This is a genomic window from Arcticibacter sp. MXS-1, from assembly GCF_041902385.1.
Lineage (GTDB): Bacteria > Bacteroidota > Bacteroidia > Sphingobacteriales > Sphingobacteriaceae > Arcticibacter.
On the sequence record NZ_CP169244.1, the window covers coordinates 2,861,829 to 2,878,707 of the forward strand.

The window sequence follows — 16,879 nt, forward strand, 5'->3', positions numbered from 1 at the left end:
ATGATACCTGAACTCAAGGCTCAGAGTAAAGCTACCTGGATCTGGTATCCCGGAGATTTTGAAGTGTGGATGGCCAATAAAATGCAAAACCGCCGCACAGAGCGCGGCACTTTTTTCCCTCCCTTCTGGCGGATGGATAATCACTTCGTGCTGATCGACTTCCATAAGGAATTTAACGTTCCTGCTGAGGAGCAGGTTCAGCTTTTCGTCGAAGGGCAGTACAACGTGAAGATTGACGGAAAGATGGTCAGCGGTTACCCGAAGCAGATCACAATGCCGGCAGGGAAGCATAAGCTTAGCCTCAAGGTGTTTTGCCAGGACCGTGTTCCTGCAATCTTTGTAAAGGGGAAAACCGTTGTCTCCGATTCAAGCTGGCTGGTGACCTACGAGGATAAAGAGTGGATTGATGAAACAGGCAAAGCTTCCGACCAATCGGGGACTACCTGGCTGTCGGCCGGCTCCTGGAACTTCGACAGTCCTGCTACACCTCCGTCGAAATTTGCTTTAGCCACTGAACCGAAGAATCCGGTTAAGACGGAGAAAGGCGCAGGCTCTTTACTCGTCGACTTTGGACGCGAAACCTTCGGTTTCGTTAAATTGCAGGGACTCCAGGGCAAAGGAAAGGTGCATATTTATTACGGCGAGTCACGGGAAGAAGCCCTGGCTACAGAAACTTGTGAAACCCTTGATCTTCTGGAAATTGATGAGCCGGGAAAGAAAGATACCACAATTAGCCTCACCAAGGCTTTCCGTTTTGTTAATGTTCGCTACGAGGCGGGCGTTTCGTTAGACGGAGTGTCCATGTTGTATGAATATCTTCCCGTGACCGACAGGGGAAGCTTCACATGCTCCGACCCGGAGATCAACAAGATCTACGATGTGTCAAAATATACATTTCATCTGAATACGCGTGAGTTTTTCATTGACGGAATTAAAAGGGATCGGTGGATCTGGTCTGGCGATGCCTATCAGAGTTTTCTGATGAACTACTATCTGCTATTCGATTCCCCCTCTGTGACCCGCACGTTACTTGCGTTAAGAGGAAAGGATCCGGTAACCAGCCACATTAATACCATCATGGACTATACCTTTTACTGGTTCCTTGGTATCAACGATTACTACCTCTATACCGGTGACAAGAAGTTTATTCAGCAGTTCTACCCGCGGATGCAAAGCCTGATGGACTACTGTCTGGCTCGCAGAAATGCGCAGGGCTTCATGGAAGGACTTGCGGGCGACTGGGTCTTTATCGACTGGGCTGATGGTTTAAGTAAACAGGGAGCAGTCAGTTTCGAGCAACTTCTACTGGCCAGAAGTCTCGAAACGATGGCTACCTGCGCTGGGATCGTAAACGATAAGGAAGGGCAGAAAAAATATGCCAACCTGGCTTCAGACCTCAGGCAGAAGCTTTTTTCGACTTACTGGAGTGAGTCCAAAGAGGCGCTCGTGCATAGCCTGGTAGGAGGGAAGCAGACTGAGAACGTCACCCGTTACGCCAATATGTTCGGTATTTTCTTTAATTACTTCACCGAGACGCAAAAGCAGAGCGTTAAGCAGAGCGTATTGTTAAACGACAAGATTCAGAAAATCACCACACCCTATATGCGGTTCTACGAGCTCGAGGCGCTATGTGCCATGGGAGAGCAGGAGCATGTGCTGAAAGAGATGAAGGATTACTGGGGCGGTATGCTCAAACTGGGCGCAACCTCGTTCTGGGAAGAGTATAATCCCGCGAAAAAAGGCGTTGAGCACTATGCAATGTATGGTCGGCCTTTCGGCAAAAGCCTTTGTCACGCCTGGGGTGCGAGTCCCCTCTACCTTCTCGGCAAGTATTACCTTGGAGTGAAGCCGCTCAGCCCTGGTTATCACACTTATTCAGTGGAGCCGGTATTAGGCGGTTTGAAATGGATGGAAGGCAGCGTTCCAAGTCCTGCCGGAGACCTGAATGTGTACTGCAGTGAGAAAGAGATCCGGATCAGCGGGATTGCCGGCGCCGGTATTCTGAAAATCCGGAGCAAGAGCAAACCAACAGGCGCTGGCTTACAGGTAAAATCACTCGGTAATAAAACGTACGAAATTCACATCGGTGCTGGTCAGAATATCGCCCTGCGTTATTCTGCTATAAAATAGATCTGACATTATGACCCGTAAACTTTTCTTTTTTTGTTCGCTATTTCTTGCTTCTACAGGCAGGGCGCAGACCGTTGACGGATTGCCCGCTGCAATACCTCCTGTTCCCGGTGTATACGACCGTGAGCCCTGGGAAGATCCTCTGGTGACCAGCATTAACAGAGAGCCGTCGAGAGCAACGTCCTATTCTTACAAGAACGAACAGGATGCCCTGACTTGCGACCGCTCTAAAAGTACACGCATGTTGCTGCTCAATGGTGACTGGGATTTTGCTTTTGCCTTTAAGCCTGCTGATGCTCCCAAAGACTTCTACAAAGCGCGCGTGCAGGGCTGGAAGAAGATTGAGGTGCCGTCTAACTGGGAGATGAAAGGGTACGATATTCCGATATATAAGAGTGCCGTTTACCCGTTTCGTCCTGTAGACCCGCCGCGGGTTCCAAAAGATTATAATGCCGTTGGTTCTTATCAGCGTACGTTTACAGTTCCTGCCGACTGGAAGAATATGAATATTACCCTTCATTTTGGGGGCGTAAGCTCGGCTTTCAAAGTTTGGCTAAACGGTAAATTCCTCGGCTATGGCGAAGATAGCTGTCTGCCCTCCGAATTTAATATCACTCCTTACCTGCAGGCTGGAGAGAACATTGTGTCGGTTCAGGTGATCAGGTGGAGTGATGGATCGTATCTCGAAGACCAGGACCACTGGCGCATGAGCGGAATCCAACGGGAGGTGATGCTGCTTGCTGAGCCTAAAGTGCGGATTGCAGACTTTCACTGGCAGGCGAAACTGGACAAAAACTACAAGGACGCCGTATTCAGTATCCGTCCGCGTGTAGAAAACCTCACGGGGCAGGAGGTAAAAGGATACCAGGTAAAGGCGCAGCTTTTTGATCGGGCAGGTAAGCCGGTATTTGCAAATCCCTTGCACAGAAGTGCTGAATCTATCATCAATGAGATTTACCCCCGGCTTGACAATGTGAAATTCGGCTTACTTGAAACAACGGTAAAGAATCCTGCCAAATGGAGCGATGAAGAACCCAACCTGTATACCCTGGTTCTTTCACTAAGCGACTCGACAGGAAATGTTCTTGAGGCAAAAAGCTGCCGTGTTGGTTTCCGGAGCATCGAGTTTTCGAAAGAGAACGGGAAGCTTTTGATCAATGGGAAGGTGACCTACCTGTATGGCGTGAATCGCCATGATCATCATCCTGTAAAGGGTAAGGCTCTGTCTCGTGAAGATATCCGGAAGGATGTAGAGACAATCAAGCGATTTAACTTTAATTGTATTCGTACCAGCCATTATCCTAACGATCCTTATTTCCTGGACTTGTGTGATCAGTACGGCATCCTGGTGATGGGAGAAGCAAATTATGAAACGCACGGCCTGGGAGGAAAATTAAGTAACGATCCGCAATGGACACATGCGTTTATGGAACGGACCTCCCGCATGGTCATGAGGGATAAAAACCATCCTAGTATTATCATCTGGAGCCTCGGCAACGAAGCAGGGCGAGGACCGAATAATGCCGCCCAGTCTGCCTGGATACACGATTTTGATATCACAAGACCTGTTCACTACGAGCCGGCGATGGGCAGTCCGCGTGAAGAGGGGTATATCGATCCCTCCGATCCAAGATATCCCAGGACGAATGATCATTCCCATCGGCTGCAAAATCCGGTAGACCAACACTACGTGGATATCGTCAGCCGCTTCTACCCCGGAATTTATACTCCTGACCTGCTCATCAACCAGAAAAACGGCGACAAAAGACCGATCCTGTTCGTTGAGTATGCCCACTCGATGGGGAACTCTACCGGAAATATGAAAGAACTTTGGGATGTCTTCAGATCCAGACCACGAATTATCGGAGGAGGGATATGGGAGTTTAAAGATCAGTCACTTTTGAAAAAGGACTCTGCCGGTGTTGAATTTATGGCTTACGGAGGGGACTTTGGAGAAAAGCTGCACGATGGAAACTTTTCGATCAAAGGTGTAGTCGACGCCTGGGACCGCCCCAAAGGCGCCATCTTTGAATGTAAGAGAGTGTATCAGCCGGCAGAATGTGAGCTGGTTGATGCCGGACAAGGAACGATTAAAGTTTTAAACAGACATGCCGCCAGGTCTCTTGCCGGTTATAACGTTACCCTGATCTTTCGCAAGGACGGGAATCCGGTCAAAGTTGTGCAACTTCCCCGAATCCCTCTTTCCGCAGGTCGCGACACGGTTATAAGCATCAGAAAGTACTACCCACGCCTTGCTGAAGGCTCCGAATACCTGGCTGACATTCATTTCTCCCTTTCCAAAGATGAGCTTTGGGCACCTAAAGGGCACGAAATAGCTTCTAACCAGTTTGCACTGACATCTTTGTCCCGCACGAAGGGAAATAGAAATACATACCCTGCTGTGGTCAAAACGGAAACGGACCGCGACTACGTGATTCGGGGTAAATCATTTAAAGTGAGCTTTAGCAAAGCCAACGGCGCGCTGTCGTCCTACCTGGTTAACGGAGACGAACAGATATTCAGGCCGTTGCTGCCTAACTTTACGCGTCCTCAGACAGACAACGATAAAAAAGGCTGGAAACCGGCAAAAAAGCTCAAAGAGTGGTATCAGAATGACCTAAAGCTGGAAAATAGCATCATCGAGCAGACCGAGCCGGGAATGGTCAGCGTGAAGAGTACTTATTCTCTGATCAATGGCAGGGCCAAAGTGGAAGTCAGATATACGGTGAATGGAAACGGCACGGTAAAGGTTGACTATTCGCTTAAAGCCGACACGTCCCTCCCTAACATCCCTAAAGTAGGTATGCAATGCGGGATAAAGCGTTCGAATGATTTTATCAGTTGGTACGGACGAGGGCCGCTTGAGAATTACGTGGATAAGCGCTACGGATTTGATGCCGCCGTTTATTCGCTTCCTATCAGTGATTTTATGGAGAATTACGTATATCCCCAGGAGAACGGCAACCGTACAGACGTGAGATGGATGTATCTGCAGAATCAGAGGAAGCAGGACGGCTTACTGGTGGTGGCAGATAGTCTTCTAAGCATGAGCGCATGGCCTTATACTCAGAAAAACATTGAGGAAGCAAAGCACACCAATAAGCTTATCGACGCTGGCTACCTCACGCTTAATGTAGATCTCATTCAGATGGGAGTGGGGGGAACGACAGCTGGTCTGACGTTGCTCAACCTTTGCCCCAGTATCAGATCCCGGCTCGTCCATATCATTATAGTTTTTACTTATTGCCGTTTAAGAGCAACGTGAAGGCAATAACAGAGACGTCAAAAAAAGTAAGGTTTTAAAGATATGTGGAATAAAATGAGGGTGATCAAGCCCGCCTGTCTGCTGGTATTTCTGTTCGTCTTCGCGGGCAGCGCTGTAAAAGGTCAGCCGCAGGCGATAAACATAGGATCTCTGCCTGCTAATATTCGCCTTACAGGAGAGGCCTCAAAGTCCTGGGTATTCTGGTACTGGATGCAGGGTGCGTATTCTAAGGCTGCTATCACTGCAGATCTGGAGGCAATGAAGTCGGCCGGTATCGCCGGTGCTTATCTTGCCCCCATTAAAGGGAAAGCTGAACCCCCGATATATACTCCGGCCATTGATCAGCTCACTCCGCAATGGTGGGACATGGTGAAGCATGCGCTGAATGAGGCCGATCGCCTCGGTATTAAAATAGCCATGCTGCCCAATGACGGCTTTGCCACTGCCGGAGGGCCCTGGATCACTCCTGAACTTTCCATGCAGAAGCTGGTCAGCTCCTCGGTACTCGTCAAAGGAGGAAAGCAATTTCAGGACACGCTCCCCCCGCTGCCTTCCTATAAGGGGTATTCCAGGCAGATTGCCGTTCTTGCATTTCCTGTTTCCCGGGGCGAAGGCATCAGCACGGAGAACGTAGTGCCGAAAGTCAGCACCAGTACAGGTGCTGATGCATCCTTTCTTCTCAGGAAAGAAAATAAGCAGAACTTCAGCAGTTCAGATCCCTGCTGGATACAGTATCAGTTTGCTAAACCCTTTACCTGCCGCTCTGTCGTCATCCGGGTGAATAACTATAATCATCAGTCGCAGCGTCTCCTGATCCAGGTAAGCGACGATGGTAAAAGCTTCCGTGACGCAGAACGGCTTCAGCCTCCGAGAGCAGGCTGGCTGGACTGGGACGCCGATGTAACTCACGAGATCAAGCCCGTTACTGCTCGGTTTTTCCGCTTTGTGTATAACAAGGAAGGAACGGAGCCCGGCGCAGAGGACCTTGATGCGGCCAAGTGGAAGCAAAGCTTAAAAGTGGCAGGCATCGAGTTGTCGTCATCGCCCCGTATCCATCAATTCGAAGGGAAAACCGCAGAGGTTTGGCGGGTGAGCAAGAGATCTACATCTGACCTGCTTCCCGATTCGTTATGTGTGCCATCGGCGAAAATCCTGAACATCAGCAGCTATCTTGGAAAGAACGGCGTCCTGCGTTGGAAGGTTCCTGCGGGCAAATGGATGATTATGCGCGTCGGCTACACATCGACTGGACATATGAATGAGACCGCCGGAGCAGGCAAGGGGCTGGAGTGTGATAAATTCAACCCGGAGGCCGTAAAATTTCAATTCGACAAGTGGTTTGGAGAAGCTTTAAGAGTAGCCGGACCAGAGCTTGCAGGACGTGTCTTAAATACTTTCCATGTCGACAGCTGGGAATGCGGGAGCCAGAATTGGTCCCCTGTTTTTCAGGAAGAGTTTAAAAAGCGCAGAGGATACGATCCCACTCTGTACCTTCCGGTCATGGCAGGGATTCCTGTACAAAGCGCCGAGGTTTCTGAACGCTTCCTGTTCGACATCAGGCAGACCGTCTCTGAACTGATCACCGACAACTTCTTTAAGACGCTGAAGAAACTGGCTAATGAAAAAGGCTGCACATTTACTTCAGAAACGACCGGGCCTGTAATGGCAGCAGATGGCATGCTGCATTTTAAGGAGACCGATGTTCCTATGGGGGAGTTTTGGCTTCGAAGTCCTTCACACGATAAGCCGACCGACATATTTGATGCTATCAGCGGGGCACATGTTTACGGAAAACCGATCATCCAGGCCGAAGCCTTCACAGAGGTTCGCATGAACTGGAATGAGCACCCCGGCAACCTGAAGCCCCTGCAGGACAGGAATTATGCCTTTGGCATAAACAGGCTCGTCTACCACGTTTATACGCACAATCCCTGGTTTGACCGTAAGCCTGGCATGACCCTCAGCGACGTTGGGCTCCTGTTCCAGAAAGATCAGACCTGGTGGAAACCGGGAAAAGCCTGGGTGAATTATGCTGAACGGTGTCAAACACTCCTGCAACAGGGCACGCCGGTAGTCGACCTGGCAGTATTTACAGGTGAAGAGATTCCGCGACGGGCAATCCTGCCTGACCGCCTGGTTACATCGCTTCCGGGAGTCTTCGGGAAAGAAGCGGTGGAAAAGGAGAGAGCAAGGCGGGAGAATAAAGGCTTTCCGATGCGCGAGAAGCCCGTTGGCGTAAATGTTTCTGCAAATATGGCCGACCCTGCCGACTGGACAGATCCCCTGCACGGATATCACTACGACTCATTTAATCTCGATGCTCTACTGCATCTTACAAAGGTTAACAACGGCTATATCGAATTGCCCGGGGGGCAAGATACGCCATCCTGGTTCTTCCGGGCAAGCACCCAATGCAGCCGAACACTGAATGGATGAGCGCCGAACTTGCAGAACGGCTGCTACAACTGGTCAATGAGGGGGCAACGGTCGTGTTGGGCGACAGACCGGACCTTACACCAGGCCTTGCTAACTCTTCACAAAATGACCAAAAGCTGCTCCATGCGGTAGAAGCGATGTGGGACGGAACGTTTACTAAAGTGGAAGATCCCTCAGGCAGTGTAGAGATCAGGAAGATAGGAAAAGGCAGAGTAGTGAAAGGTCCTTATCAGGCCGGAACGTTTCTGCCTCTGGGACTTAGTCCTGACTTCGTCTTTCATGCGGAGAAAGGCCAGTCACCCGGCAATATTGCGTGGAACCACCGCTCAACCTCTGATAGTGATATCTATTTCGTCGCCAATCAGGACTCGGTAGAGAAAGAGCTCACCCTATCCTTCCGTGTAAGCGGTAGAGTGCCGGAGCTGTATGATCCCGTCAGCGGAAGAACGATAAAAGCAAAAAGCTGGGCGAGTGACGGAGTCAGGACCAGTCTGCCTGTTCGTTTCGCCCCGAACGCTTCCTGGTTTGTTCTGTTCAGGGAAAATACTTCAGAAAGATCATCAGCATCGGGAAAAAACTGGCCTGAGTTCCGTGACGCTTCCAGCCTCGAAGGGAACTGGAAGGTACAGTTTGATCCGCAGCTCGGCGGCCCGAAAGGAATTGCGGAGTTTAAGAGCCTGGGCGACTGGAGTAAGGATGCTGACTCCCTCATTCGTTATTATTCAGGGACGGCAGTTTACACGAAGATATTTAATTGGAAAAAGGTTAAGGGAGATAAAAGGCTGTGGCTGAACCTCGGTGAGGTCGCCAATATTGCAGAGGTAAAACTAAACGGAGTCCCATGCGGAGTTGCATGGACGGCTCCTTATCAGGTCGACATTACAGATGCCATCCGACCCGGAAAAAATACCCTCTCTGTAGAGGTCACCAATACCTGGTTCAACCGGATGATCGGCGATCTGCGTTTGCCCGAGGATAAGCGTATCACTCGCACTACAGCTGCTTTCCGCTTTGCCGGTTATCCCCTGGCGAAAGCCGGCTTGCTTGGGCCTGTAGTTATTAAGTCAGAAGAATGAGAAGCAAACACATTACGAATAAAAGAATGAAGATAATCACAGTGAAAGCAGGGCGGCTCAAACCGGCTCTTGCTTTTCTCCTCCTGGCCGGCGGCGCTTTTCTGCAGGCGGAAAAGGGAATGGCACAGGACAAAAGCCTGATCAATACCGCTGCAAGTCCTTACGCGCGTATGTATAACGTGAACATGGCCGACGCCAAAGTAACTGGCGGTTTCTGGGCGGAGCGATTGAAGGTATGCCGGGAGTCCATGATCCCCTATATGTGGAACCTTTATAAGGACCCCGAGACTGCGCATGCTTATACCAACTTTGAAATTGCAGCAGGCCTCAAAAAGGGTGAGCATTCAGGCCCTCCGTTTCATGACGGCGACTTCTATAAGCTCATTGAAGCGCTAAGTGCAATGTATGCTGTTACAAAAGACCCGCGGCTCGATAAATATCTGGACGAGGTGATTCCGGTTATTGCCAAATGCCAGCGGGCCGACGGCTATATTCATACGCCTACTATGATCGAAGACAGGAACGCAGCCGGCAAGGCGAGTGAATTTAAGGATCGTCTCCACTTCGAAACATATAACATGGGCCATCTGATGACGGCCGCTTGCATCCATTATCGGGCAACAGGAAAAACGACACTTCTGAACATTGCGAAGAAAGCGACAGACTATCTATATAACTTTTATAAAAAATCTTCGCCTGAGCTTGCCCGCAACGCTATCTGTCCCTCGCACTACATGGGAGTAGTGGAGATGTACAGGACTACTAAAGATCCCCGCTATCTCGAGCTTTCCAAGAGTCTCATTGATATCCGCGGCCTTGTGGAGAATGGAACAGACGATAATCAGGACCGCATTCCCTTCCGGAAGCAGACGAAAGCTATGGGACATGCTGTACGTGCCAACTATCTCTATGCGGGCGTAGCCGACGTATATGCAGAGACGGGTGATACCTCCCTGCTGAACAGGCTTAACCTCATGTGGGATGATGTTACGCAGCACAAGATGTACATTACCGGAGCTTGCGGCGCACTGTATGACGGCGTCTCTCCCGATGGTACATCCTATGAGCCCAACGACGTACAGAAGATCCATCAGGCTTATGGCCGCGACTATCAGCTTCCTAACTTCACGGCACATGGCGAAACCTGTGCAAACATCGGCAACATGCTATGGAACTGGCGCATGCTTTCGCTCAGCGGCGACGCCCGCTATGCAGACATTGCAGAGCTTGCACTTTATAACAGCGTTCTTTCAGGTATCAGTCTTGACGGCAAGAATTTTCTTTACACCAACCCGCTGAGCTACTCAGACGATCTGCCATTCAAGCAGCGCTGGTCCAAGGATCGTGTAGGCTATATCGCCTTCTCTAACTGCTGTCCTCCGAACGTGGTGCGTACCATTGCAGAGATCAATAACTATCTTTATACCGTTTCCGATAATGGATTGTGGCTGAACTTCTATGCGGGCAGTACTTTGTCAACGAAATTGAAAGACGGTTCAACCGTAAAGCTGAGCCAGGAAACGAACTATCCGTGGAACGGCCAAATAAAGGTGAGTCTGGAGAAAACACCGTCAAAGCCTTTCAGCATGATGATGCGTATACCCGGCTGGTGTAAAGGGGCCATATTGAAGGTAAATGGCGAGGTTCAGAACATCGCATTGACACCTGGTACCTATGCCGCTGTTGAGCGGAAATGGAAACCAGGCGATAAGATTGAACTCGATCTTCCGATGACTGCAGCCCTCGTCGAGTCTAATCCTCTGGTGGAAGAAACACGTAATCAGGTGGCGATAAAGAGAGGCCCGATTGTCTACTGTCTGGAAGGGAAGGATTTGCCCGCAGGGACGAAGATCTTTGATGTGGCTATTCCTGCAGGCACTTCTTTTACTGCCGTTCCTCTTAACATCGGAAGCAGCAACATGATGGCGCTCGAAGGAGAGGCCATACTGACAGGAAAGGGTGGCTGGAATAACACGCTTTACCGCGAGGTTTCGGCACAAAAGCCCGAACCATTGAAGATCCGTCTCGTTCCTTATTTCGCATGGGGGAACAGAGGACATTCTGATATGGAGGTCTGGATGCCACTCCGTTAATTTCCCTTTGTTACTAGCATAATAAAATGATCAAGTTCAGAATATCCGTAATTCTATTTCTATTGTGTGCTTCAGTATCGCTGCACGCACAAGTAAAGCTCCCTTCTATTTTTACCGATAACATGGTGCTGCAGCAGCAGGCTGCTGTTCCTGTATGGGGCTGGGCAAAGCAGGGCAGCACCGTTACCGTTACTACCTCCTGGGACGCGAAGAGCTATTCAGTAAAGGCCGACGCGGCTGGCAGATGGAAAGTGCTGGTCAACACACCGGTCGCCGGCGGACCCTACGAACTGGGCATAAGTGATGGTAGTCCTGTACGTCTGACTAATGTGATGGTTGGAGAGGTATGGTTATGCACTGGTCAGTCAAATATGGAAATGCCTCTGAAAGGTTTTAAAGGACAGCCTATATTGGGATCAAATGACGCCATCTTGAAGTCAAAGAATCCGAATATCAGGGTGTACACCGTGCCGCGTTCTTCCCAGACCACACCTCAGGAGAACAGCAAGCCTTCGCCCTGGAAAGTTGCAGGACCAGAAGCTGTAGCGAACTTCAGCGCTACCGGCTACTTTTTCGGCCGACTCTTAAATGAGATGCTCGGCGTTCCGGTAGGCCTGATCAACGTGAGCTATGGTGGCTCGACGATTGAGGCGTGGATGGATCCGGAGGTGTTAAAGCCCTTCAGGGAAATTAAGATCCCAGCTAAGAACGATTCTATTAAAGTGGTGAACAGAACGCCGACGACGCTCTTCAACGGGATGCTTCATCCTGTGATCGGTTATGGAATAAAGGGCTGCATCTGGTATCAGGGAGAGTCGAACTATGAACGCCCTGATCAGTACGAGGAGCTGTTTCCTGCCATGGTGAAAAAGTGGAGAGCATTGTGGGGAACGGGAGATTTTCCTTTCTATTACATGCAAATCGCTCCGTTCAATTACTCACAGCTCCCTCCGTATAACTACGGCGGCAAATTCAATTCGGCTTATTTAAGAGATGCGCAGCGCAAGTCGGTCGCTAAGATACCGAACTCTGCAATGGCAGTAACGCTCGACATTGGCGAGGAGAACTGTATCCATCCTGCGCATAAGGAAGAAGGCGGGAAGCGTCTTGCTCTTCTGGCCCTTGCCAAAACCTACGGACTAAAAGGCTTTGCCTTTGCAAGTCCTGATTATGAGTCCATGTCGGTGGCCGGTAATATCGCGACTATCAAATTTCAGAATGCCGGATTAGGCCTTAGCTCTTACGGAAAGGAATTGGTGAATTTTGAAATAGCAGGTGCAAATAAAACGTTCTATCCAGCCAAAGCCGTTATAAACGGCAGCTCAGTCGCCCTTTCTTCTCCCATGGTAAAAGATCCCGTTGCCGTACGATACGCCTTCAAGGACTTCGTCGTGGGCGATCTGTTCAGCACTGAAGGTCTTCCCGTTCCGTCTTTCAGGACGGACGAATGGTAATTGGGTTACGGGTTCTGTGTTGCAGGTTGTGAGGAGATATGAGTATTGAGATATTAGTATTGAGATATTAGTATTAAGATAAATAGTAGAAGGCAGAAAGGTGAAAGCAGAAAGCCAACCGCCAACAGCCAACAGCCAATAGCTGGCTTTCAGCTACGGCTGAAAGCCAAACAAGATGCATGTGAAATTAAGTACAAGTAAAAGGCGGCTAATCGCCAAAAGCCAACCGCCAAGAGCTATTAGTGGCCAAGCGCCAAGAGCTATTACAGGCAACGCTAACGCTGTTCGCTTGTTTCTCGTTCTGTTTCTCTGTCTGGCTGTTGGGCAGGCAACGTCTCAGCCTTCTGAGCTTGATTGCTATAATCCGGTGTGGACAGTGCAGAGCCGCCATTCTGGCGAGTCGATGCCCTGCGGAGGAGGAGATATCGGCCTTAATGTATGGGTCGAAAAGGGTGATCTCTTATTCTACCTATCCAGAAGCGGAACCTTTGATGAGAATAACACCATGCTGAAGCTTGGACGGGTACGGCTAAGACTGAGTCCGAATCCCTTCGAAGGGGAATCGTTCCGGCAGGAGCTGGTGTTGAAGGACGGATACATTAAGATCAAAGGGAAAGGTAAGGTGGGCGAAGCCAGGGTTAAAGTATGGGTGGATGTCTTTCATCCCGTGGTCCATCTGGAAGTGAACAGCGACAAGCCGCTGAAGGCAGAAGCTGGCTATGAAAGCTGGCGATACGCAGACCGCATCACCAGGGGCAAGGAGAACAATGCCAATTCCTGGAAGTGGGCTCCTCCGGGCGTCGTGACGACAAAAAAGGACGAAATCGGGTTTGAAAAGGATAAAGTCTGCTTCTATCACCAGAATCAGGATTCAACTGTATTCGACGTCGTGGTCAGACAGCAGGGGATGGATCAGGTAAAACAACAGCTCTTCAATCCACTGAAAGGACTGATCTTCGGGGGACTAATGCAAGGCAGGAATATGATTGCTGCCGGCACCTACGAGAGTAAGTACATGGATACCGGGTTTAAAGGCTGGAAATTGGAGAGTCGCAGTCCCGCTTCAAAGCATCAGATAACGATTACACTTCATACAGCCTACGCCCCCCGGCAAAAATCCTGGCGGTCGGGAATAGACAGCATTCGTAATCTAACGTCAAACACCAGGAAAGATGAGGCAAAGTCTGCAGACTGGTGGAGACGCTTTTGGACGAGAAGCTTTATTTCCGTTCAGCCTGGTGCTGATACGACGTGGGAGGCATGGAAGACAGGCCGCAATTACCAGCTCTTCCGCTATATGCTGGGCTGCAACGCCTTCGGCAAATATCCCACCAAGTTCAATGGCGGTCTCTTTACTGTAGATCCTTCCTTAACCGACTCAACACTAAAGTTTACGCCTGACTTCCGCAACTGGGGAGGAGGGACGCATACCGCCCAGAATCAGCGTCTGGTTTACTGGCCCATGCTGAAGAGCGGAGACTTTGATATGATGAAGGCGCAGTTCCGGTTTTACCTCAATATCCTCAGGAATGCTGAACTGCGTTCTGAGGTTTATTGGGGCCATAAAGGCGCCTGCTTCACAGAGCAGATTGAGAATTTCGGACTGCCCAACCCTGCCGAATACAACTGGAAGCGGCCTGCTTCTTACGATAAGGGAATGGAGTACAATGCCTGGCTTGAGTACGAGTGGGATACAGTTTTGGAGTTTTGCCTGATGATGCTCGACGAGGAGCGATACACCGGGAGGGACATCCGGGAGTATGTTCCTTTTATCGAAAGTTGTGTGACCTTCTTCAACGAACACTACCAATATCTTGCCCGTTTAAGGGGGAGTAAAACCTTCGATGGCAATGGTCATCTTGTTCTGTATCCGGGATCGGGGGCCGAGACCTATAAAATGGCCTATAACGCCTCCTCGACGGTTGCCGGTCTAAGGACCGTTCTCAGCCGCTTATTGGAGTTGCCCGATGCTTATCTGAATGAGGAGAAAAGAAAGGAGATGACGCAGATGCTGCAGAGGATTCCGCCGCTCAGCTTCCGTTCTTTTGACGGGCACCCTACCATTGCTCCTGCCAGAGTCTGGGAGCGGATCAATAACGTTGAGTCCCCGCAACTATATCCTGTATACCCATGGGGAATTTACGGTGTTGGTAAGCCGGGGCTAGATACCGCTATCAATACGTACATGTATGACGCCGACGTACTGAAGTTTAGAAGTCACATCGGCTGGAAGCAGGATAATATTTTTGCTGCCCGTCTGGGGCTCACAGACGAGGCTGCGCGTCTGACCCTGCTCAAGCTCAAAGATTCAGGCCGGCGTTTCCCCGCTTTCTGGGGACCGGGTTACGACTGGACGCCCGACCATAACTGGGGTGGTTCAGGCATGATAGGACTGCAGGAAATGCTCATGCAGACAGATGGCCGAAAGATCATCCTGTTCCCTGCCTGGCCTAAAGACTGGGACGTACATTTTAAGCTCCACGCACCTTACGGCACCATGGTGGATGCCGTCCTGAAGAATGGAAAGATAGCCTCACTCTCTGTTTATCCTGAGAGCAGGAGGAAAGATATTGAGCTGGCTATTAAGTAGTTCCTTTTTTAGTATCCTTCTTCTCGCTCAAACATAAGGGCTTTTGGGGTGTTGACTAAAAACATCTATGAAAAACATTGCCTTTATGAGAAGACGGATGACCTTCGTCCTTTCCATTTTATTTGCCATGCCTGCCGGTTTAGCGTTCGCGCAAAAGCTGACAGGCCCCTACGGAGAGGAGTTTAAGTCGAGAGTGGTAGCAAAAGGACTAAGCGACCCCTGGGAACTGATCTACGGCCCTGATAATTTCCTTTGGATAACGGAAGCAAAGGGCTACAGAGTAAGCAGGGTGAATCCGGCCAACGGCGAAAAGAAAGTACTGCTCGATCTGAGCCATCAGCGTAATTTCCCCCGGTACGACAAAACTCCTGACTCGCTTGATGGAGGAAAGCCCTGGCCTCAGGGAGGTTTGATGGGCCTGGCCCTGCATCCGCAGCTCCTCAACGGTAAGCCATATGTCTACCTGGCTTACATCTATAATGATCCGGCACGCGACAGCACCGGTGATGGCGGAAAGCCGAACTGGGGAGGGCACTTCTTTACCGGGCGGATCGTTTGTTATCAGTACGACCCTCAGCAGCAAAGCCTCTCGAACCCGGTAATGGTCTGCGATAGTATCCCTCAGAGTAGTGACCACAATGGAGGCCGCCTGCTGGTGGCTCCTGTGGGAGGAAAGGAGTATTTGTTCTACACGGTAGGCGATATGGGAGCGGGACAGTTTGACAATGGCGGACGGACGAATCACGCTCAGAATAAGGAGAAATATGAAGGAAAGGTACTGCGCTTTAATGCCCTTCCAGATGCTGATATGAACATCTACGACCGATGGATCCCGAACGATAACCCCTTCAACGGAGCCCGTCAGAATGCAGTGTGGAGCCTTGGTCACCGCAATCCGCAGGGGCTTGCATGGGCAAGGATAGGAGGGAAAGATCTTCTTTATTCATCTGAACACGGACCCTTCTCGGACGATGAGATCAACCTGATAGAAAAAGGAAAGAACTATGGACATCCTCTGGTAATCGGGTACAATGATAATAACTATAACGGTTTTGCTGCAGCAGTGTCAGACCGTAAGACCCTCCCGGGTGACTGGCATACTACCTATCCGCTTATAGCCAGTGAAGAACAGAACGTGAAAGATATTGGGGAGACCAACTTCCGTGGTCCGATAAAAAGCATGTATGTGGCAGAGGGAAGCTTTTTGAATGACATCTTCTTAACTACCAGAGATAAGCCGGATGAGAAGAAAGTAGACTGGCCGGCAGTTGCACCTTCAGGTACTACCGTCTATACCTCAGATGTAATCCCCGGATGGAAGAATTCGCTTTTGGTAACATCCCTGAAAGAGGCGAGGCTTGTCCGCCTGAAGCTGAACGAGAGGGGAACTGGCATTAGCGGCGACACGATCGGCTATTTTAAGGCTAAAGCCAGATATCGGGACGTAGCCTTTTCGCCCGATGGAAAGCGGATCTACCTGTCGACTGACAGCTCCTCGGTTACCTCAGGTCCTTCTGAGCAGGATCCTGAAGGCAGCAGCTTGCATGGTGCTATACTCGAACTCACGTGGCAAAAGGGGGGCACCGATCTGGATGACATAGAAGAAAGGGCAGGCAACGTTGCTGATCACAAATCGGCCAGGAAGCTGCTCAAAGACTTGTTTAAGTCTCTGAGAGAAATGGATGGCGGTACTGCGCGCAAGGTAATGTTCAGTCCGGAAGCTAAACTGGCCTTTAACCTGTTAGTCAAAAGGCGGCTGACCGAACAAGATATCCAGCTCACGAAGAAGCTGACTTCCAGTCTGGTCAGCAGCATCAGAGATCAGAGTAATTGAA

Annotated in this window: 8 protein-coding genes; all 8 read left to right on the forward strand. The window is 50.1% G+C overall.

Going from position 1 to position 16,879, the window contains the following annotated elements; genetic code table 11:
* The 8 genes from ACES2C_RS12380 (at position 1) to ACES2C_RS12415 (ending at position 16,878) form a co-directional block, all read left to right on the forward strand.
* Positions 1 to 2,130: an alpha-L-rhamnosidase C-terminal domain-containing protein gene (locus ACES2C_RS12380; protein WP_374163415.1), complete on the forward strand. Its 2,130-nt coding sequence runs from the start codon at positions 1 to 3 to the stop codon at positions 2,128 to 2,130.
* Positions 2,131 to 2,140: 10 nt separating this feature from the next.
* On the forward strand, positions 2,141 to 5,395 hold the full coding sequence (locus ACES2C_RS12385) for a glycoside hydrolase family 2 TIM barrel-domain containing protein (protein WP_374163416.1): 3,255 nt from the start codon (positions 2,141 to 2,143) through the stop codon (positions 5,393 to 5,395).
* A gap of 42 nt (positions 5,396 to 5,437) precedes the next feature.
* Entirely contained in the window at positions 5,438 to 7,831 is a 2,394-nt protein-coding gene (locus ACES2C_RS12390; RefSeq protein ID WP_374163417.1) for a glycosyl hydrolase, read from the forward strand.
* Positions 7,807 to 8,907 carry a glycosylhydrolase-like jelly roll fold domain-containing protein gene (locus ACES2C_RS12395; protein ID WP_374163418.1) on the forward strand — a complete coding sequence of 367 codons (1,101 nt, stop codon included), beginning with the start codon at positions 7,807 to 7,809 and terminating at the stop codon, positions 8,905 to 8,907. Before ACES2C_RS12390 ends, ACES2C_RS12395 begins: the two co-directional genes overlap by 25 nt.
* A gap of 26 nt (positions 8,908 to 8,933) precedes the next feature.
* Positions 8,934 to 11,000: a glycoside hydrolase family 127 protein gene (locus ACES2C_RS12400; protein ID WP_374163419.1), complete on the forward strand. Its 2,067-nt coding sequence runs from the start codon at positions 8,934 to 8,936 to the stop codon at positions 10,998 to 11,000.
* A 26-nt stretch (positions 11,001 to 11,026) separates the two neighbouring features.
* Complete coding sequence (locus tag ACES2C_RS12405; protein ID WP_374163420.1) at positions 11,027 to 12,454, forward strand: sialate O-acetylesterase; 1,428 nt, start codon at positions 11,027 to 11,029, stop codon at positions 12,452 to 12,454.
* A 289-nt stretch (positions 12,455 to 12,743) separates the two neighbouring features.
* A complete protein-coding gene (locus ACES2C_RS12410) occupies positions 12,744 to 15,044 on the forward strand; it encodes a DUF5703 domain-containing protein (protein ID WP_374163421.1) in 2,301 nt (766 codons plus the stop codon).
* A 67-nt stretch (positions 15,045 to 15,111) separates the two neighbouring features.
* Complete coding sequence (locus ACES2C_RS12415) at positions 15,112 to 16,878, forward strand: PQQ-dependent sugar dehydrogenase (RefSeq protein WP_374163422.1); 1,767 nt, start codon at positions 15,112 to 15,114, stop codon at positions 16,876 to 16,878.
* Position 16,879 lies beyond the last annotated feature (1 nt).